17 protein-coding genes and 1 tRNA gene are annotated in these 15,959 nt (G+C 64.9%); 6 read left to right on the forward strand and 12 right to left on the reverse strand.

The window, feature by feature from the left end; genetic code table 11:
- Positions 1-161 precede the first annotated feature (161 nt).
- On the reverse strand, positions 162-893 hold the full coding sequence (locus tag VB716_RS09925; protein ID WP_323270360.1) for a chitin deacetylase family protein: 732 nt from the start codon (positions 891-893) through the stop codon (positions 162-164).
- Between the two features lie 191 nt (positions 894-1,084).
- Between VB716_RS09925 and VB716_RS09930 the strand changes: the two genes are divergently transcribed.
- Complete coding sequence (locus VB716_RS09930; protein ID WP_323270361.1) at positions 1,085-1,507, forward strand: type II toxin-antitoxin system PrlF family antitoxin; 423 nt, start codon at positions 1,085-1,087, stop codon at positions 1,505-1,507.
- Between the two features lie 2 nt (positions 1,508-1,509).
- Positions 1,510-2,013 carry a type II toxin-antitoxin system YhaV family toxin gene (locus tag VB716_RS09935; protein WP_323270362.1) on the forward strand — a complete coding sequence of 168 codons (504 nt, stop codon included), beginning with the start codon at positions 1,510-1,512 and terminating at the stop codon, positions 2,011-2,013.
- 84 nt (positions 2,014-2,097) lie between these two features.
- Here VB716_RS09935 and VB716_RS09940 read toward each other — a convergent pair whose 3' ends face one another.
- The 3 genes from VB716_RS09940 to VB716_RS17455 all read right to left on the reverse strand — a co-directional run bounded on the left by VB716_RS09940 (position 2,098) and on the right by VB716_RS17455 (position 3,727).
- The gene (locus VB716_RS09940) at positions 2,098-2,259 is read right to left on the reverse strand and encodes a hypothetical protein (RefSeq protein WP_197155564.1); all 162 of its coding nucleotides are present in this window, start codon (positions 2,257-2,259) and stop codon (positions 2,098-2,100) included.
- Positions 2,260-2,329: 70 nt separating this feature from the next.
- Positions 2,330-2,656, reverse strand: a complete 327-nt coding sequence (locus VB716_RS09945) for a hypothetical protein (protein WP_197155566.1) — start codon at positions 2,654-2,656, stop codon at positions 2,330-2,332.
- Positions 2,657-3,085: 429 nt separating this feature from the next.
- Entirely contained in the window at positions 3,086-3,727 is a 642-nt protein-coding gene (locus VB716_RS17455; RefSeq protein WP_416238097.1) for a YkgJ family cysteine cluster protein, read from the reverse strand.
- Between the two features lie 403 nt (positions 3,728-4,130).
- Between VB716_RS17455 and VB716_RS09950 the strand changes: the two genes are divergently transcribed.
- From VB716_RS09950 to VB716_RS09960, 3 genes are all read left to right on the forward strand, one after another.
- Entirely contained in the window at positions 4,131-4,508 is a 378-nt protein-coding gene (locus VB716_RS09950) for a hypothetical protein (RefSeq protein WP_323270363.1), read from the forward strand.
- A 23-nt stretch (positions 4,509-4,531) separates the two neighbouring features.
- Positions 4,532-4,735 (forward strand): DNA-binding protein, encoded by a 204-nt coding sequence (locus tag VB716_RS09955; RefSeq protein WP_323270364.1) that lies wholly within the window; start codon positions 4,532-4,534, stop codon positions 4,733-4,735.
- A 267-nt stretch (positions 4,736-5,002) separates the two neighbouring features.
- A tRNA-Leu gene (locus VB716_RS09960) sits at positions 5,003-5,067 on the forward strand.
- A 222-nt stretch (positions 5,068-5,289) separates the two neighbouring features.
- On the opposite strand, the gene VB716_RS09965 is transcribed toward VB716_RS09960, so the two are convergent.
- The 4 genes from VB716_RS09965 to VB716_RS09980 form a co-directional block, all read right to left on the reverse strand.
- Positions 5,290-5,694, reverse strand: a complete 405-nt coding sequence (locus VB716_RS09965) for a molecular chaperone DnaJ (RefSeq protein ID WP_323270365.1) — start codon at positions 5,692-5,694, stop codon at positions 5,290-5,292.
- 122 nt (positions 5,695-5,816) lie between these two features.
- Positions 5,817-8,645: a cyclic nucleotide-binding domain-containing protein gene (locus VB716_RS09970; protein WP_323270366.1), complete on the reverse strand. Its 2,829-nt coding sequence runs from the start codon at positions 8,643-8,645 to the stop codon at positions 5,817-5,819.
- A 289-nt stretch (positions 8,646-8,934) separates the two neighbouring features.
- Entirely contained in the window at positions 8,935-10,500 is a 1,566-nt protein-coding gene (locus tag VB716_RS09975) for a class I adenylate-forming enzyme family protein (RefSeq protein WP_322758760.1), read from the reverse strand.
- Between the two features lie 44 nt (positions 10,501-10,544).
- Positions 10,545-12,050: a glycosyl hydrolase family 57 gene (locus VB716_RS09980; protein WP_322758761.1), complete on the reverse strand. Its 1,506-nt coding sequence runs from the start codon at positions 12,048-12,050 to the stop codon at positions 10,545-10,547.
- A gap of 136 nt (positions 12,051-12,186) precedes the next feature.
- Here VB716_RS09980 and VB716_RS09985 point away from each other — a divergent pair, with 136 nt between their 5' ends.
- The gene (locus tag VB716_RS09985) at positions 12,187-12,462 is read left to right on the forward strand and encodes a hypothetical protein (protein WP_416223897.1); all 276 of its coding nucleotides are present in this window, start codon (positions 12,187-12,189) and stop codon (positions 12,460-12,462) included.
- A 145-nt stretch (positions 12,463-12,607) separates the two neighbouring features.
- Here VB716_RS09985 and VB716_RS09990 read toward each other — a convergent pair whose 3' ends face one another.
- The 4 genes from VB716_RS09990 to VB716_RS10005 form a co-directional block, all read right to left on the reverse strand.
- Complete coding sequence (locus tag VB716_RS09990; protein WP_323248710.1) at positions 12,608-12,952, reverse strand: cupin domain-containing protein; 345 nt, start codon at positions 12,950-12,952, stop codon at positions 12,608-12,610.
- Between the two features lie 77 nt (positions 12,953-13,029).
- Entirely contained in the window at positions 13,030-13,554 is a 525-nt protein-coding gene (gene dcd, locus VB716_RS09995; protein ID WP_323270367.1) for a dCTP deaminase, read from the reverse strand.
- A gap of 70 nt (positions 13,555-13,624) precedes the next feature.
- Positions 13,625-14,842 (reverse strand): alpha/beta hydrolase family protein, encoded by a 1,218-nt coding sequence (locus tag VB716_RS10000; RefSeq protein WP_323270368.1) that lies wholly within the window; start codon positions 14,840-14,842, stop codon positions 13,625-13,627.
- An 11-nt stretch (positions 14,843-14,853) separates the two neighbouring features.
- Positions 14,854-15,959, reverse strand: a 1,106-nt coding sequence (locus VB716_RS10005; protein ID WP_323270369.1) for a class I adenylate-forming enzyme family protein, incomplete at its 5' end; no start/stop codon positions are given.

Consider the following 15,959-nt stretch of genomic DNA (forward strand, 5'->3'; position numbering starts at 1 on the left):
GCTGATCGCCCGCCATGGCGAACGGTCTTTGCCTTTGCAGTACTACAGCCGTGCTCTTCTCCATTCCACAGCTGCTCGGCTGCGCTGGCAGGCGCCAGACTTACGTCTATTGGAATGAGGTGGCAATTCAGGCTCTGCGCTGATCCTTCTTCTAGGCGCAGTTACTCCGCATCGAGCAGCTCCGCCAGCGGCACGAACGTATACCCGAGCCGTTGCAGGTCGGGAATGATCCGGCGCAGGGCTCGGAGGGTTCGCCCGCTCAGGGCCGGCGTGTCGTGCATCACCAGAATTCCGCCGGGATGGGCGTTGATCCGCACGAACCACCGCATGAAACCCAGCGGTGGCCGCACGGTATCCCAGGGGAAGATCGAGGCCAGCACCAGGCGGTAGCGGCGTCCGCGCAGCCACTCCACCATCGGCCGGTGAAACCATCCCTGTCCGGGTCGGCACCAGCGCCAGGTCAGCCGTTCCGGCAGAGCGGCCCGCTCAATTGCCCGCTGGGTGTCGCGTAGCTGCTGCAGAAAGGCCGGCTCCTCCAGGGTGGCGGCCCGCTCATCCCGCCAGAGGTGGTTGCCGAGGTCGTGGCCCTCCTGCAGGGCCCGGCGCGGAAAGTGCGGATCGAGCTCCAGATGGGAGCCGACCAGGAAGAACGTGGCCGGCACATCCAGCTCCCGCAGCAGATCCAGCAAGGCCCCGGAACCTGGCCCGCTCGGCCCATCGTCGATGGTGAGGGCCAGCTGCCTCCGATCCGCCGCTCCGCAGAACACCACCTCCGGATGGCGCCGGGCCAGAACCGTGCGGATCAGCAGGGAGGGCAGCAGCAGCCCGAACACCACCAGATCACTCAGCAGCACCAGGCCCAGGGCCAACAACAGCAGGGGGATCCCATCCATCGGGCATCTCTTCGATGGCCCCCCATTCTCGAGCCCGTGCGGGCACACCAGCAGTCCGCCAGATCAACGGCGTTTGGCAGTAGGAGATCCCTGCCTGCTCAAGCCGCTGGCGGTTGAGAGCTGGAGCCACACTCCACTCGCAAAGGCAATGCAACTGCATTACCTTTGCGTTGGTTCCGCTGGGTGGTCCGATGGCTCCTCTTTCCTCGTCTGCAGCGGCCGCTTCCGCCGTGGACGCTCCCCAGCAGGAGGTGGAATCGACGCTCACCGATCGTTACCAGACCACCGTTCCGCAGCCGGTGCGACGGGCCCTGGGGCTGCGCAAACGCGACCGCATCCGCTACGCCTTCCGCTCCAACGGCGAGGTGGTCCTGGAGCGGGTCAGCCCAGAGCCCGACGACGATCCGGCCCTCGCTCCCTTCCTGGCGCTGTTGGAGCAGGACATCGCCAGCCATCCCGAGCGCCTCAAGCCCATCGCTGCTGATCTGGTCGCTCGCCTGCAGGATCTGGTTGGAGGCATCGAGGTGGATCTCGATGCACCGCTGCCGGACGACGACGAGACCGGCGGCTGCGACACCGACTCCGGAAACATCGGCTGCGGCGACACCATCTGATCGTGGGCAAGGCCGATGCAGCGCCCCTGGTGGCCCATGGGTGGCTGGTGGTTGCACACCCGGTGTTCCTGGATCAGCTGGAGGCGCTGATCGCGGAGGTCGAGATGTTGCGACGCAAGGACTCCCTCGGATATCGCAGTAAGAACACCAGCAAGCGCCTGGCTGCCATCGCACGGTTGATGCTCCAGGACATTCCTCAGGACCCCAGCCGCAAGGACTACCAGCAGGGATCAACCCTGGGCGCTGGGCATCGGCACTGGCGCCGGGCCAAGTTCTTTCAGCAGTTTCGCCTGTTCTTTCGCTTTCACAATCGCTCGAAGGTGATCGTGCTGGGCTGGGTGAACGACACAGATACCAAGCGGGCCTACGGCAGCAAGACGGATGCCTACCGGGTGTTCCAGTCGATGGTGGACCGTGGCCATCCGCCAGACGACTGGGAGGAGCTCCTGGAGGAAGCGAGCCAGACCGGCGGGCGTCTGCAGCGGCTCAGCGAGCAGCTGCATTGATCGGACGGTGGAGTGTCAGTGAGGCTGAGCCTCGAGCCTGCGCCGACGCAACACACGGCTGTCATAACTGGTGAATGCAGCCATTCAGATCGGCAATCCATCGTTGAAGGCTTCATCGGCGGCGGAAGAAGGCCGGTCAATCTGGTTCACCTTCCCCAATTCCATCAACGGATTCAGACTGACAGTCATTCCCCCTACAGAGCCGATCAACATCGTTGCTGATTCCAAGCTAGTGGTGAGCAGCACGGGCGCTGTTCTTCGTTAACATCACCTCCTTGGTGTGGCCCTGCAGCGCCCGCCACTGCTCCACCCGCCACTACAGGGTGCGCTTGCGCTGGTGCCACTCCTGGCCAGGGTGAATCCGCTCCAGATGGAGCAGCAGGGTCTGGGGCTCAAGTTGGGGCGCCTGCTCCAACATCGGCACCAAGACGCTGTCCCAGACGTCCGCGAGGGGATCGGCACGGGTGCGCCAGGTCCGACCCGGCTGCTGGTGGTGGCCTTGGGGTTGCAACTCACCTCGATCGATGCGCTGAGCGCTGCGAACCGAGATGCCAACGGCATCAGCAGCGATCTGCTGTCTGAGCCCCTGGGCTCGCTTGTCCATGTACCGCGCCTTGATCCGCAACGACAGTTGGGCGGGCACCGAGGGGCTCCGGCTGGCGATCGGAGCCCTGTTGTCGCGCCTTGAGACCCGCCGATGGAGTTGCGCGGACCCCCCGCCTACCTAATCGTCGCCGTGCACCGTGACCTGGATTAAGAGGCTGCTGAAAAAGGCATCTGTCGACGGTCGATTCTGGGTTAACCCTTCAGATCCATGAAGTTCTGCGCCCCGAAATGATCTAGAAGCTGAGATGCATCTGAAAATGCCTCTCTTTTTCTTGTTCACCCTCTGCGATGTGAGGGCTGAAACGATTTTCAGCAGTCTCTTAAGGCATCGTGACTGATTGCCGCTTGGGGGTTGCATTCGCCGAAGCGAAGATGTCGTCGCCGTATCAGTCACCCCCCCCGTGAACGAGTACCCGAACCATAGATCCCGAGCAGGTTGAACTGAGTTCATCCGAAGATCAATACCTCAGAACGAAGACTTTCCGGGCTTGGCTGTGCCTACTGAGTCGATTAGAGTGTTGATCCTTCCAAGAAGACTGGGTGACCTGAAGTGCTCGTTGATCAGAACGAGGTAATCTCTAGTGGCCCCAATGAGTTGGAGTGCTTTACGGCCGACGCCCTCTGGCCTGCCACTCATTATGCTTTCTTCAACGTAGTCGATAAGCTTGTGAAGCAATAGGTAAAAGTTCGTCGTGCCTGATCGTTCTGGAGGCAAGAAGGAGTTGATTCGAGTGGTCAGGGATGAGATTTTCGACTTTCCATTGGCGATGATGGCCTTCGCGCTTGAAAAGAGAATGGTTCCGGATTCTGTCGCTATCAGAAGCTTGCAGCTCCAGTCTCTACAATCCTGTGGCCTCTGGCTATAAATTGAGCACTTGCATTCTGAGAGTGCACTGCATGGGTGCATAATGCTGAACTTGCTATGGCGATATGGCTTTGCTGGTACCGATAGAGACGTGAGGCAAGAGACCTCTTCCTCAGTTACTACAGTGCGATAGAAGAAAGCACCGCTGCAGCAAAAGCCACAAGTCGAGCAGAGTGATTCAGCCACATCAGTCTGCGATGTTTCAGAATTGTTGTCGATACCGGCCGTCGACCTGGTGTTCATTCTGTTCTGTCAGACCATGCACCCATGCATCCTATGTAATTCTGGTTGGCACTCACTGAGGACCAGTAGATTCATCGGAAGGCCTAGTGCCACGGAGCACCTCTAGCGACACCCCGGATTCTAGTTGTTATTTGCGGGACGGCACACTAGGGCCCCAGGCCCTGGCCCTCGCCACCCTCACCAGGATGGAGCTGCGGAAGCTGGCCCAGTCCCGCGGGATCAGCAGCGTGGCCGGAGCCCCCGCCTGGCTGCGGCCTGACTGAAACAGTCCCGTGCTGTCCATCCCCAGCCTATGGTCATGGTGCGTGCAAATGGTGGTCACCATGGAGGTTCGGAGCGTCGACGCGCCGGGGCTGCTGCACTGCCGGCCCGGAACCCTCTGGGGTAGCCGTTGCCAAGCGCCATGGAATCCCGCCGGTTGGTGGTCTGGATCTCGTCGGGAATCCTGGGCTTTCAGGGCCTCACCCTGTGCTTCGACCTGCTCAACTGCACCGCCCTCTCCTGGCTGTACGTGCGCCTGAACGGCTTTGACGCCGCGGTGCAGCGTTCTGTCTCCCCAGCCGGCGAGCCCGGGGCCCAGCGCTCCAGAGGGCAGGCTGGGGTGCTGGATCCCGATGCCTCCACGTCACCGGTGGCGGATTCAGGTCAATCCCCGCTGGTGCATCCGCTGTCGCTGTTCTGCGCCCGGCCCCAGGGCCGCATCGATGACGCCGTGAGCCAGGGGCTCAGAATCCTGGCCGGGCTGGCACTGGGGGGAACGGCGCAGGGACGGCCCCAATAGCCTCCGAGATCTGTGGAGATCCGATGAGCACCACGACCCCTGGGCTGTGGGTCAGCACACAGCACATGGCCGAACTGCTTGGCATCCACCGCGTCACCCTGCAGCGCTTGAAGAAGGGCGGCTTCTTCCGGGGCGGCCACCACTTCCGAAAGGCCAACCCGCTGGCACCGCGTTCCAACACCGTGTGGCACCAGCAGCGTGTTCTCCTGCGGGTCGACACACCCTGAGGCAGCCTTCAGCAGAAGGCCCAGGGGCTGAACGACAAGGCAAGGCTGTCGTTGGGGTCGATGGCGTTGCCTTGCGGGGTGGTTTTGCAGCTGCGGGGGTAGGGGGCAACGGTCCGGCTCACCTATCTCAAGAAGAGGGTTTCGCCGTCGCAGAGGTGCCTCGGGGGAGCGGGCCAGCAGAGCGCCCCAGAGGCCGGATTCGATGAAGATTCATTGAACTTGTGAACCTGACGGGGAATCCCTCATCGACAAACCCAGCTACTGCAAGGGTTTTGCTCCAATCAAAGGGATTCATAATCCCAAGGTCGGGAGTTCAAGTCTCCCCCGAGCCATTATTGATTCAACGGTCACCAATCTGTGAGGATGGTTGTCCGTCTTGGCATTGAGGCTGAGAAGTCCGGAAACGAAATCCCCGCCATCGGCACGATCAAGGCGCCTGTTGATCATCCCTCGTGTTTCTGGATCCGCTGTTTGAAGACAACCGATCTGACTCACTGATTATTGGGTGAGGGTTTTGAAAGCCCCGTTGGAACACCTTGTCGATAGATCAGACATCAACAGCCAGCAAGTCCCCGACCCAGCAGAAGATCCCGGGCACCGTTGACGCGCTGCATGGTGTCATGGGCACCGCCCCGATCGGGATGATGTTCCGCTGCGGCGTTCTTCCAGGCCCGGGTGACGTCGCTTTCCCGGATCCGGCCCGAAAGGGGCAGGTGCAACCGCTGCCGCGCCACGATCGCGTCCAGGTCAGGGTGCTTGCCGAGGGGCCCCCAGTCGGCCTGGCTGAGGGCAGGGGTTTTTTTCTTGCCGGTCTTTCGGCGCCTGCCGTTCCTTTCCGTTCCGGACCCACCGAAGCCTCTGGAGGCAGCACCAGGATCAGATGCGGACCTGGATGATTCCTCCTTCGTGAAACGGGACACCACCAGAGGCATCGATCGCTCTCGCAGGGTCTGGGGCATCGCAGCACACGCATCAATGAATTGATCCAGCTTCCTCCATCAGCCAGCCCCCTGGACATCCGGTCGGCGTGCTGACAGACAGGGCCTTGTCCGATCACAGCTGTTGAGCGGCTGGACGCTCCTTAGCCCGCCTTCGCCCGCATCAGCCGCTGCAGCTGGGCGCTCTCCAACTCGAGCACCCGGCGGGCGAAATCGGGATCCCGCTCCAGCACCACATCGAAGGAATCCACCGGCACCGCCAGCACCCGGGTGCCATCGGCTTCGGCCACGATCGTGCTCTCCGAGGTGCTGTGGGTGAGCACCTCCAGTTCGTCGAGCACCCGGCCGGGCTCCATGTCCTCCAGCCACTCCCGTTCGCCGTCGCGGTGGCGCACCTGAGCCCGGCCTTCGATAAGCAGCAGCAGCTCACGGCAGGTGTCGCCGGCCTCGGTGATCAGATCGCCGCGGCAGAAGCTGCGCATGTCGGCCTGTTCGGCCAGGGTGGCCAGGGTGTCGGCATCGCTGCGGCGGAAGAAATCGCTGGTGGCCAGGAACACCCGCTTCTCCAGTTCCGGACAATCCCTCAGAGCCGGCGGGCCCTGCAGAGCCCCAACGGCCTGGGCCGTCTGGGCCAGCAGGGGTGGGGTGTCCTTGCCGCTCACCTGGACCGCCAGTGACCGGGCCCGTTCAGCATCCAGGCAGGCGGTGAGATACAGAGCGGCGGCCGCCATGGTGGGGCTGGGGTCAGCCGCCAGGCTGTCGAGGAAGGTGAGCGTGTCGGCCACGGGTAAGTCCAGACGACAGGAGGCGATCTCCCCGCCTGGCTGGGCGAGGGCTTCGGCCACGGCGGTCGGCAGGCGACCCGCCCAGTCGTCACCCTGAACCAGTTCCGGCAGGCCCAGCGGCGAGATGGCCTGCAGGCGCTGCACCAATGCCGGCACCACCGGATCCTCCTGGAGGGTGACCAGGCCCGCGAGGATGGCCCGAAGCGTCAGCTCCTTGCGTAACTGGAGACGGTCGTCCAGCAGATCCAGCACAGCGGTCTGGTCACGAAGGGCGCTCTGATGCAGGGCCCGGTAGCCGCCTGTCAGGGCCGGCAGCCGATCCAGCAACAGCTCCAGCTTGCGGATGGCAGCGGCCCTGGGGGAGATGTCGCCCAGCACCCGTTGCTCCTCACCGAGGGAGATGCCGTATTCCCGCCGCAGTGCCCGCAACGCCCCCCAGTCGTCGCGGGCATCACCGCGGGCACCAGCCCGACCGCTGCCATCACCGAGGCTCTGCACCAGCAGCAGCCTCTCCAGTGACTTGCGATAGCCGCTGAGGCGAATCTGATCCTCGAGGCTGCGGCGGCTGTCTGGATCAAGCAGGCCGGGATCCTCCACCCCCAGCTCCTCCAGCAGCTGGCGGTGCTCGTCGTCGCTGATGCCGAGCGACAGGCGCATCTGTTTGAGCACATCCAGGCTGCTGGCTGCATTGACGAAGCCCTCCTCAAGGGCCTCCCGCACCACGCCCTTGTAGGCCTCCAGCCGTTTCTGGCCAGTGAAGCCAGGCAGCACCTTGGCCAGAACGTAGACCTCTTCGGTGCCCAGATCGGCGATGGATCGGCCATCCAGGTAGCGGCCCACGTCGAGATCCATGCGGGCCAGCTGCTTGCGGAAGCGCTCCGCCAGGTTCTCGCGGCCGTAGAGGGCTGGAGAACGCCCCCAGGCCCGGTAGAGCCAGAGGGTGCTCAGCGCCACCAGGATCACGTCGTAGAGGTACTGAACCCAGGCCGGCAGCAGCAGGATCAGGGGCCGGCCGGAGAACAGGAAGAAAAAGTTGAACACCAGATAGGTGGCCACCAGAAAGACCCGGTGGCGGATGCGATCCCGATCGGGCTCAGCGCCGCGGCGGCGCACCTGCCCCCGCAGGCCCGATTCGATCGCCCGGCCCACCAGCACCCCCAGCCAGGTGCACAGCCCCAGGAACAGGGGCACGGCCACCAGCCGGGGCACATCGATCGGCTGGCCGAACAGGACAAAACCTGGCCGCAGCAGCAGCGCGAGCTGGTCGCTCTGACGCAGCCAGACTCCCGAGAAGTAGTAGTCCCAGTTGCCGGCGTAGAGGTAGTAGTACAGGAAGTAGCCCAGCACCAGGCCCACGTAGCCGTAGCGCTCGAAGGCGAAGGCCGGGGTGGGCAGCCGGGCCCAGTAGGTGCGCTCGGCGTCGATGTCGATGCAGGGTTGCTGGCAGGCCACGCAGGCGCTCTGTTCGGCGCCATCGGGCTGAACGGTGCGGCACATCGACTGGGTGATCGGCGTGGCCGCCATGTGGGCCCTGCTGCCCAGCAGGCCGGTGGGGGTGGAGTAGATGCTCTGCACCGGCGCCATCGGGCAGAAGTACTGGCACCAGCTCTTGCCGCCATACAGCCAGCCCACGGCGATGGCGCAGACGATGGTGAAGCTCAGCCAGGCGAACAGCACCAGCCGGTCGGCATTGAAGAAGAGGATGCGGCCGCAGAGGCCGACATAGAGCCAGCCGAACTGCAGCTGGGAATAGTGCTTGCCCAGCCAGGAATCGCCCGGCACCTTGGCGAGCTGGAAGCGCTTTTCTCCGGTTTTAGGATTCACCCGGGTGATCTGGCGTTGCAGCCCCAGAGCGCGGGGGATCTGGGAGAGGAAGGAGAGCGGGCAGATGCGCCGCCAGAGTTCGTGGCCAAACACCAGCAGCACAAAAACGCCCGCCGGCACCACCAGCCCCCAGAACAGGGTGGTGCCGAGGGGATAGGGGGCTTCCGTCAGGCAGGTTCCCTGCACCGGCACGCAGTCGGCCGGTAGCCGAAGCGGGCTCCAGGGATGGTCCGGCTCGGTGAAGCGCGGCGTGAACGGGTCGTAGAGCAGCGAGGCGATGATCAGCAGCCAGCCGGTGGTGAGTGCCCACCGCACCAGATGCATGCGCCGTTCCGTCACCTGGCCGTCCTCACTGCGACACACCGGAGGCGCTGACCATAGCGATGGCCCCCGGCGGCTGCAGGATCTGTTCTTAACCGTGGCGATCTGCGCGTCTGTACTGCTTCTGTACTGCCGCGTCATCGGTGGGTGTCATGGTCATCGGGACGATGCTCCAATGGACACTGCCAATAAACAGCACAATCGCTTCGGCCAAGCTGATGGCCGCCAGCTTCTATGCGACGACTCCTCCCAGGGAATGGTCGATCAGGGTTGGGGCTGAGTCGAGAGCTTTTACGAATACAAGACAGTCTTTGATGGCTTTCGCCAGTTTTCAGCTCCTGGGAGCTTCAGCCGCCATCGCTTTGAGCGCGACGCGGTCCACCTTGCCGCTCGGGTTGAGGGGCATCTCCGCCAGCACCACAATCTCCTCCGGTGCCTTGTAACCGATGCGTTCGCGGGCAAAGCGAATCAGCTCGGCGGCCATCGGAGCCTGGGCTCCACGCTGGAGGGTGATGTAGGCCCGCACGTTCTCCCCGTGCATGACGTCGTGGATGCCGATCGCTCCGGCCAGTTCCACAGCAGGGTGTTCGCAGAGGGCATCCTCCACGTCCTGCGGACAGATGTTGGAGGCATCGTGAACGATGATCTGTTTGCGTCGGCCGCAGAACCACAGGTAGCCGTCCGCGTCCAGGCGCATCTCGTCACCAGTGTCGAGCCAGCCGTCCACAATCGTCTCGGCTGTGGCGGTGGGATTGTCCCAGTAGCCCGTCATCACCGACGCCGAACGCAGCCACAACCTTCCTTCCGCTCCCACCGGCAGTTCGCGGCCCTCCTCGTTGCGGATGGAGCACTCGAAACCGGGGCAGACCCGACCCACCGAGCCGACCCGGTTCTCGCCGGAAGGCGGAGACATCGTGGCCACACCGCATTCACTCATGCCGAAGCATTCGTCGATCGAAAAACCCACGGCGGTCTTGAAATCCCGCTGCAGCTGCAGGGGAACCTTGTCACCACCGGAGAGGCACAGGCGCACGTCGGCGAAATCGGCCGGATTCAGATCGCGGTCATGCATCAGGCCCATCAGCGGTGCCGGCAACATCAGCAGCAGATTCGGCTGGCGGTGATGCAGGAGCGCCTCAAGGGCATGGTTGTCACTCTCGGTCGCCACCACCAGGGTGACCCCCAGCGAGAGGCCTGCCAGTCCGTACATCGAGGCCGCCGCATGGGCCAGCGAGCAGCCCACCATCAGACGCTCCCCCGGCGCGTATTCCATCACCTGGGCCAGGCTGGCGAGCGTCGCTCCATAGCTGGCGCGGCTGTGGGTCACCCCCTTGGGCTTGGCAGTGCTGCCGGAGGTGAAATAAATGATCGCGGGGGCCTCCGCTGGCAGGCAGGACAGTTCCTCCCCGGTGGCAGGCGTGGTCAGCAGAGTCTCAAGGCACCTCTCGCCTTCAGCCCCTGCCGCTCTCTGCCCATCCTCGAAGCGGATCAGCCCCAGAGGCAGGGATCCGGCCAGCTGCGTGGCTTCCAGATCAGCCAGGCGCTCCTGGTGATACAGCAGCAGCACCGCCCCGCTCACCCGCAGGGCATGGTCGATCTCGGGCACCACATAGCGGTAGTTGAGCGGTGTGATCACCAGGCCCAGCCGCAGACAAGCGAGGTAGTGGATCACCAGCTCGACCCGGTTGGGCATCAAGGACGCCACCCGGTCGCCAGCCTTCAGCGGCATGGTGCCGTAGGCGGCAGTCAGTCGTTCCACCCGCTCTGCCAGCTGCCTCCAGCTGAGGCTTGTATGGAGATCCTGCAGGGCTGGACCGTCAGGATCCCGGACCAGCCCCACCTCCAGAAGCGCATCGAGGCGGTCGGGCAGCGTGAGGGCAGGTCCGGACAGCAGCATCAAGCCGACACGCAGAGACAACGCCCCCATCCTGCCTTCAGCGGTCAGGACGCGCCCGGCTCCATGGACCGTGAGAAGCCAGAGGGCACGGCAGCGATCGCGGCTTGGCCGCGCCGGTGGATCTCGCGGGCGTACTCGGTCCAGGTGCCTTGTCCCCAATAGCGGAAGCAACTGGTTTCCAGCAGCAGCAGATGGAGCAGGGCCTGCTGATAGGGCGGGGTCTGGGTCACTGCGGGGTCGTGCACCACCAGGGGATCAAACAGCTGGTGAAACTGGGCACTGAGGCTGTTCATCGGCTCCAGCACGTTGGCGTAGCCCTCCACCCAGCTGAGGTTGTTGGTCCAGGAGGCGCCGGCCATCGAGAAGGAGGGATCGGTGGCCTGGAGGTGGGTGATCGCCGCCTGAATGGCGGCGGGGGTCGGCGATCCGCTCAGCTGTTGCCACAGCTTGTGCTGATGCACCGCCTGAATCTGCGGAAAATCCTGGGATGACACCCCAGCGGCCTCCAACAACTCAAGATATTCCGTGCCATTGATCGCCACCGTGCCTGGATCACATCCATGGGACGCAATGGTGTGATGGGCCTGCACGAAAGCAGGCGGGAACTCATTCATCATCACGCCACCATTTTCCCCGTCGGCAATCTGGGAAACGAGCGAAGGAATCGTGGTGTCTCCCAGCACTTGCCGGCCGAGCCCCAGAGCTTCGTAACAGGGCTGCATCTGCCCCACCAGCTTGGTGTCGGAGCCCTGGGTTTTGATCAGTGCCGTGATCGAGACCTCTTCGCCACTGGAGCTGCGGGCCACGAGCTGGTTGGGGATGTATTTCTGCTCCTGAGACAGGCCGGAGCCATCGAAGTTCTCGACGCTGTGTTCCTGCACCAGCAGCCAGCGGTAGCCACACTCCCTGAGGGCCTTGACGAATTCATAGAGCGTGTCGGGGTGGTTGGGCAGGTGCATTTCCGGGGGTGAAAAGCCCTTCACCCGTTGCAAGGCTTCCTTGCCGAAGAGGGCCGCGAACTGATGCTGCCAGGCCAGGATCTGCAGCTTCAGGTCGGGGATGGGCGTGGAGGGCGCCACGGCATGGCTCCAGAAGGTGCCGAGCCACTCCACATGGGGTTGGAGGGTGGGATCGCAGGCGAGCTTCTGGAGGGCCTCGAGGATGTCGTGGCGGCCCATCTGCTCAACGCCCCAGAGCAGATTGCCCGAATAATCGAGCATGATCCGGGGGTTGCAGCCCTCCTGAATCAGCTGGGGGATGATGTCGGCGAGGCGCCTGTAGCACTGGGCGAAGGGTTCGGCGTTGTGGTTATCGCCCTCGCCCGGATGCTCCAGCATGTACTGAAGATGGGAGATGAGTTCACCATGCGCCCCGGCTGGAATCGTGGGCTGATGCATGTGGAGCGCGCAGGCAAAGCCAGAACGGATCTGCTCCAGGTGGAGATTCGTGTGCGGCAGGAAGACCGGACCGGAATCCTGAACAAGCGCAAGGATCTCGGCTTCAGAGCCAGCGATCGGTGGCAGGGGGGTTGGCGGTTGTCTGCTCTGCATGGTCCCCATTCTGCTCACCCCAGCTGGCCCCGAGCTGCTCGCCCCGCCTCCGCCGTCGTCGCTGGCGGGATCGGCGCCGGCAGGTGGCACGACCCGCGACAAACTCCTAGGGTTTGACCAGTTGCTTGCTGGTCCAGTGCAGACGCTACCCCTGGGTCTGGCCACTGTGCTTCTGACCCTGCCGCCTCTGGCCCTGCCGTTGCTGACGCCTGGGTCAGCACTGGCTCAGAAGCGGATTCCCAAACTGCCGGGTTATGACCAGTGTCCGCTTGGGTATGTGAATGACCTGAAGCAGCACTGCAATTCACCTATCTATTATGAGGTGAAGCCCACCGATGGAAAGCCCTGTGACTCGGGCTGGATGAACATTGGGGCGGGGTATTGCAAGAAGAAAACCCTGGGCATTTTCTGATCTCAGATGACCTCGAACAGCACAGGGGATCGCGTTATGGTCTTAGAGGAGTGAAGCCTGCACAATCTGGCGGCGTGGACCCTGCAGGTGGATGTGGGCCCGGAAAGGAACAAAGAGACACCCGCAATGGACGCTGCCGCAGGATCTAGCGGTGGAACTCTGGTCGGTCTTCCTCACAGGTCACCAGCAACAGGGTGTCCTCGAGCGCGGTTTCGGTGTGGGTGTCGCCTGGCTCCACGAAGTAATAGCCGCCGGCATCGATGCTGTGGGGATCGTCGCCATCGGCCTGCACCCGCATCGCGCCACTGACCACGAACACCTGGCACCAGCAGGCATGGTGATGGCGTGGAATTGTCATGCCCTGCGGCAGCCGGTAGAGGCCCGATTCCACGTTGTGGTCGCCTTCCCAGAGGCGGCAGGCCTGCATCGTGACGCCCCGCACATCGATCGGCTGCCACTGCTGCTGGTGGGTGGGCAGGTAGCGGGTCATCGGTGATTGGCTGCGTTGAACCGTGAGTGAACTCTGCCGCAACGCCCCTGTCGGCAGCCAGGCAACGGCCGAGGCGCTCAGAACGAGTCTTGTGTCTGGCCGGCGAAGCGGCCGGCGTAGCTTTCTCTGCCCTGCAGCTTCTGGAACACGAACTGGCAGATCGCGGTGCCGGGATGCACAGCCAGGGGAGCGGGGCCGAAATTGCTCATCTCCAGCACCTGCTGACTGTCGATCCCCGGCCCCATGAAGGGGGCGCTGATGTGCACCATCAGGCCCAGCCGCGCGAAGCGACTGCGACCCTCCAGCCAGCCGCACAACCCGGGGCCCAGGCGCAGCCGCTCCTGGGTGATGCCGAGCACCGTTTCGCCCGGCATGATCAGGATGTGCTGGCCCTCCGGCACCTCGATTTTCTCGGTGAGCTGCCTGTAATCGGTGTGCTCACGCACTTCAATCACCTCGTGAACCTTGCGGAACACGCGAAAGGTGGGGGCGAGGGTGAGGTCGAGCGAGGCGGGACCCAGGCGTTCGGGATCGAACGGGGTGACCGTGATGGAGCCCCGCTGGATCGCCTGCAGGATCGCCTCTCTCCCCAGAACGGTCATGTCTTTCCCTGGGGGTCGCCGAGGTTGGATTGTCTCAGGCGGTCGCCCCGGACTCCCAGGTTGAGCGCCATCAGCCTGGATCGGGCGTGCGGGGACTGGTGAACACACCGTCCAGCCAGTCGTAGGCACGCTGGTGGAACAGGGAGCGCCCCGTCTCCTCGCAATGGCCGCCGACGCCCTCGGCGGTGGTGAAGCGCACGAGGGTCCGGGGACACTGCAGCGCGGCAAACAGCTGGTCCGCGAAGCGTGCGATCGGATCCGCCTCCGCCCAGGCCACGAGTGTGGGGCAGCGGATCCGTTCGGCGCGGTCTTTGAGGCTGTACGCGCCGGCGATCCGGAAGTAATCGGCGAGGGACTCGAGGCCGTGCACCCAGAGGGCCCGCCGAAAGGTCCAATCCAGGTAGGGATTGGAGCGGATCTGGGCTTCGAGGGCTTCGAGATCGGCGGGGGCGATCTCGGGCAGGCGTTCGCGCACCGCCGGGGGCAGCGGCAAGTTCATGCGCAGCGCTTCGAGGAGGTCCCACTGGCCGGGGTCGGCGATGCAGGCCGCGAGGCGGTGGTCGCCGCTGGCGGCGCGGGGGGCCAGATAGCCGCCGAAACTCCAGCCGATCAGGGCGATCCGCTGCGGGTCCACGTCCGGACGGGAGAGGGCGTAGTCCACCACCGGGCTCACCACGGCCTCCCAGTCGGGGCGGAACACCAGGCCCTGGTGGATGAGGGGGCGGCCCTGGCCGGGGCCATCGAAGGTGAGGCAGTGGTAGCCGCGTCGCACGGCGGCCACGGCATGGGCGAAGTGCGCCTCGTGCACGGTGGCGTCGTAGCCGTTGGTGGCGATCAACGTGGGGCGCGGCAGGCCAGAGTCATCGGCGCGGTGGAAATAGCCGGGCAGGGTTGTGCCCTCGTAGGGGATCTCCACCGCCTCCACGGCCGGCTCCATGCACGCGGCCGCCCGGGCAAACGCCTCGGACTCCCGATCGAAGGCCTCCACCAGCCGGGCCTCCACGGGCGCACCGAAGAGCGGCAGCCAGGAGGTGCGGTAATAGTTGCTGGCCCGCAGCCAGGCCTCGCGGGCGCTCACCGCGTGGCCAGCGGCGGCACAGGTTTCGGCGATCGCGCACACCCGATCGGCGGTGGCGGTCCAGGCGCGAAACCAGCTGTCTGGATCGCCGGGGGTGATCTGCGAGGCCGCCACGAAGCACTCGCCGAAATCCGCACCCCCGTAGAGCGCATGCGACAGGGCACGCATCGCGAAGCGCTCGAAGAGAGGGTCGGAAATGAAAAGGCCCACGGGGTCGAACGTCAGGGAGCGTGCAGCGCATCGGCCGCCAGCTGGCGCAGGGCGAGGCGGTCGGTCTTGCCCACGGGGGTGAGGGGCAGCTCGGGGAGCACGCGGATTTCCTCCGGCGCCTTGTAACCCACCCGGTCGCGGGCGAAGGCGATCAGCTCCGCCTCGGTGGGGGCGGTCTGGTCTTGGCGGAGGGTGAGGTAGGCGCGCACGTTCTCGCCGTGCACCGGGTCGTGGATGCCGATCACCCCCACCAGATCCACCGCCGGATGCTCCGCCAGCGCCTCCTCCACCTCCTGGGGGCAGATGTTCGAGCTGTCGTGCACGATGATCTGCTTGCGGCGGCCGCAGAACCAGAGGTAGCCATCGGCATCGATGCGCATGTCGTCGCCGGTGTCGAGCCAGCCATCCACGATGGTGTCGGCGGTGGCCTGGGGGTTGTCCCAGTAGCCCACCATCAGCGAGGGCGCCTGCATCCAGAGGCGACCCTCCTCGCCCACGCCCACCTCGGAGCCGTCGTCGCGGCGCAGGCTGGCGCGGAAGCCCGGGCAGAGGCGGCCCACCGAACCGATCCGGTTCAGGCCGGTGGGCGGTGCCAGGGTGGCGTAGCCGATCTCGGTCATGCCGAAGCATTCGTCGATGCCGAAGCCGGCGGCCTGGCGGAACTCCTCCTGCAGCTGGTGGGGCACCTTGTCGCCGCCGCTGATGCACAGACGCACCGAAGCCAGGTCCGTGGGCCCCAGGCGCTCATCCCGCAGCAGGGCGAACAGGGCGGCGGGCAGCATCAGCAGCACCGACGGCCGGTGGCGCCGCAGCAGGGTTTCCACCGTGGGGGCATCGATCCGGCTGGCGATCGCGGCGGAGGCGCCGGCGGCCAGGGCCCCGAGCACGAGGCCGCAGGAGGCGATGTGGGCCAGGGAGCTGCCGGCCAGCACCTCCTCGCCGGCCCGCAGCTCGATGGCCTGGATCAGGGAGGTGAGCATGGCGGAGAAGCTGGCGCGGCTGTGGGTCACGCCCTTCGGCCGACCGGTGCTGCCGGAGGTGAAGTAGAGGAAGCAGGGATCGCCTGCGGCCAGGGCGGGCCAGGGCGGCGGGAGCTCGTCAGCGGCGGAAGCGGCGC

It is taken from the genome of Synechococcus sp. CCY9201 (assembly GCF_034931105.1).
Classification (GTDB): domain Bacteria; phylum Cyanobacteriota; class Cyanobacteriia; order PCC-6307; family Cyanobiaceae; genus CBW1002.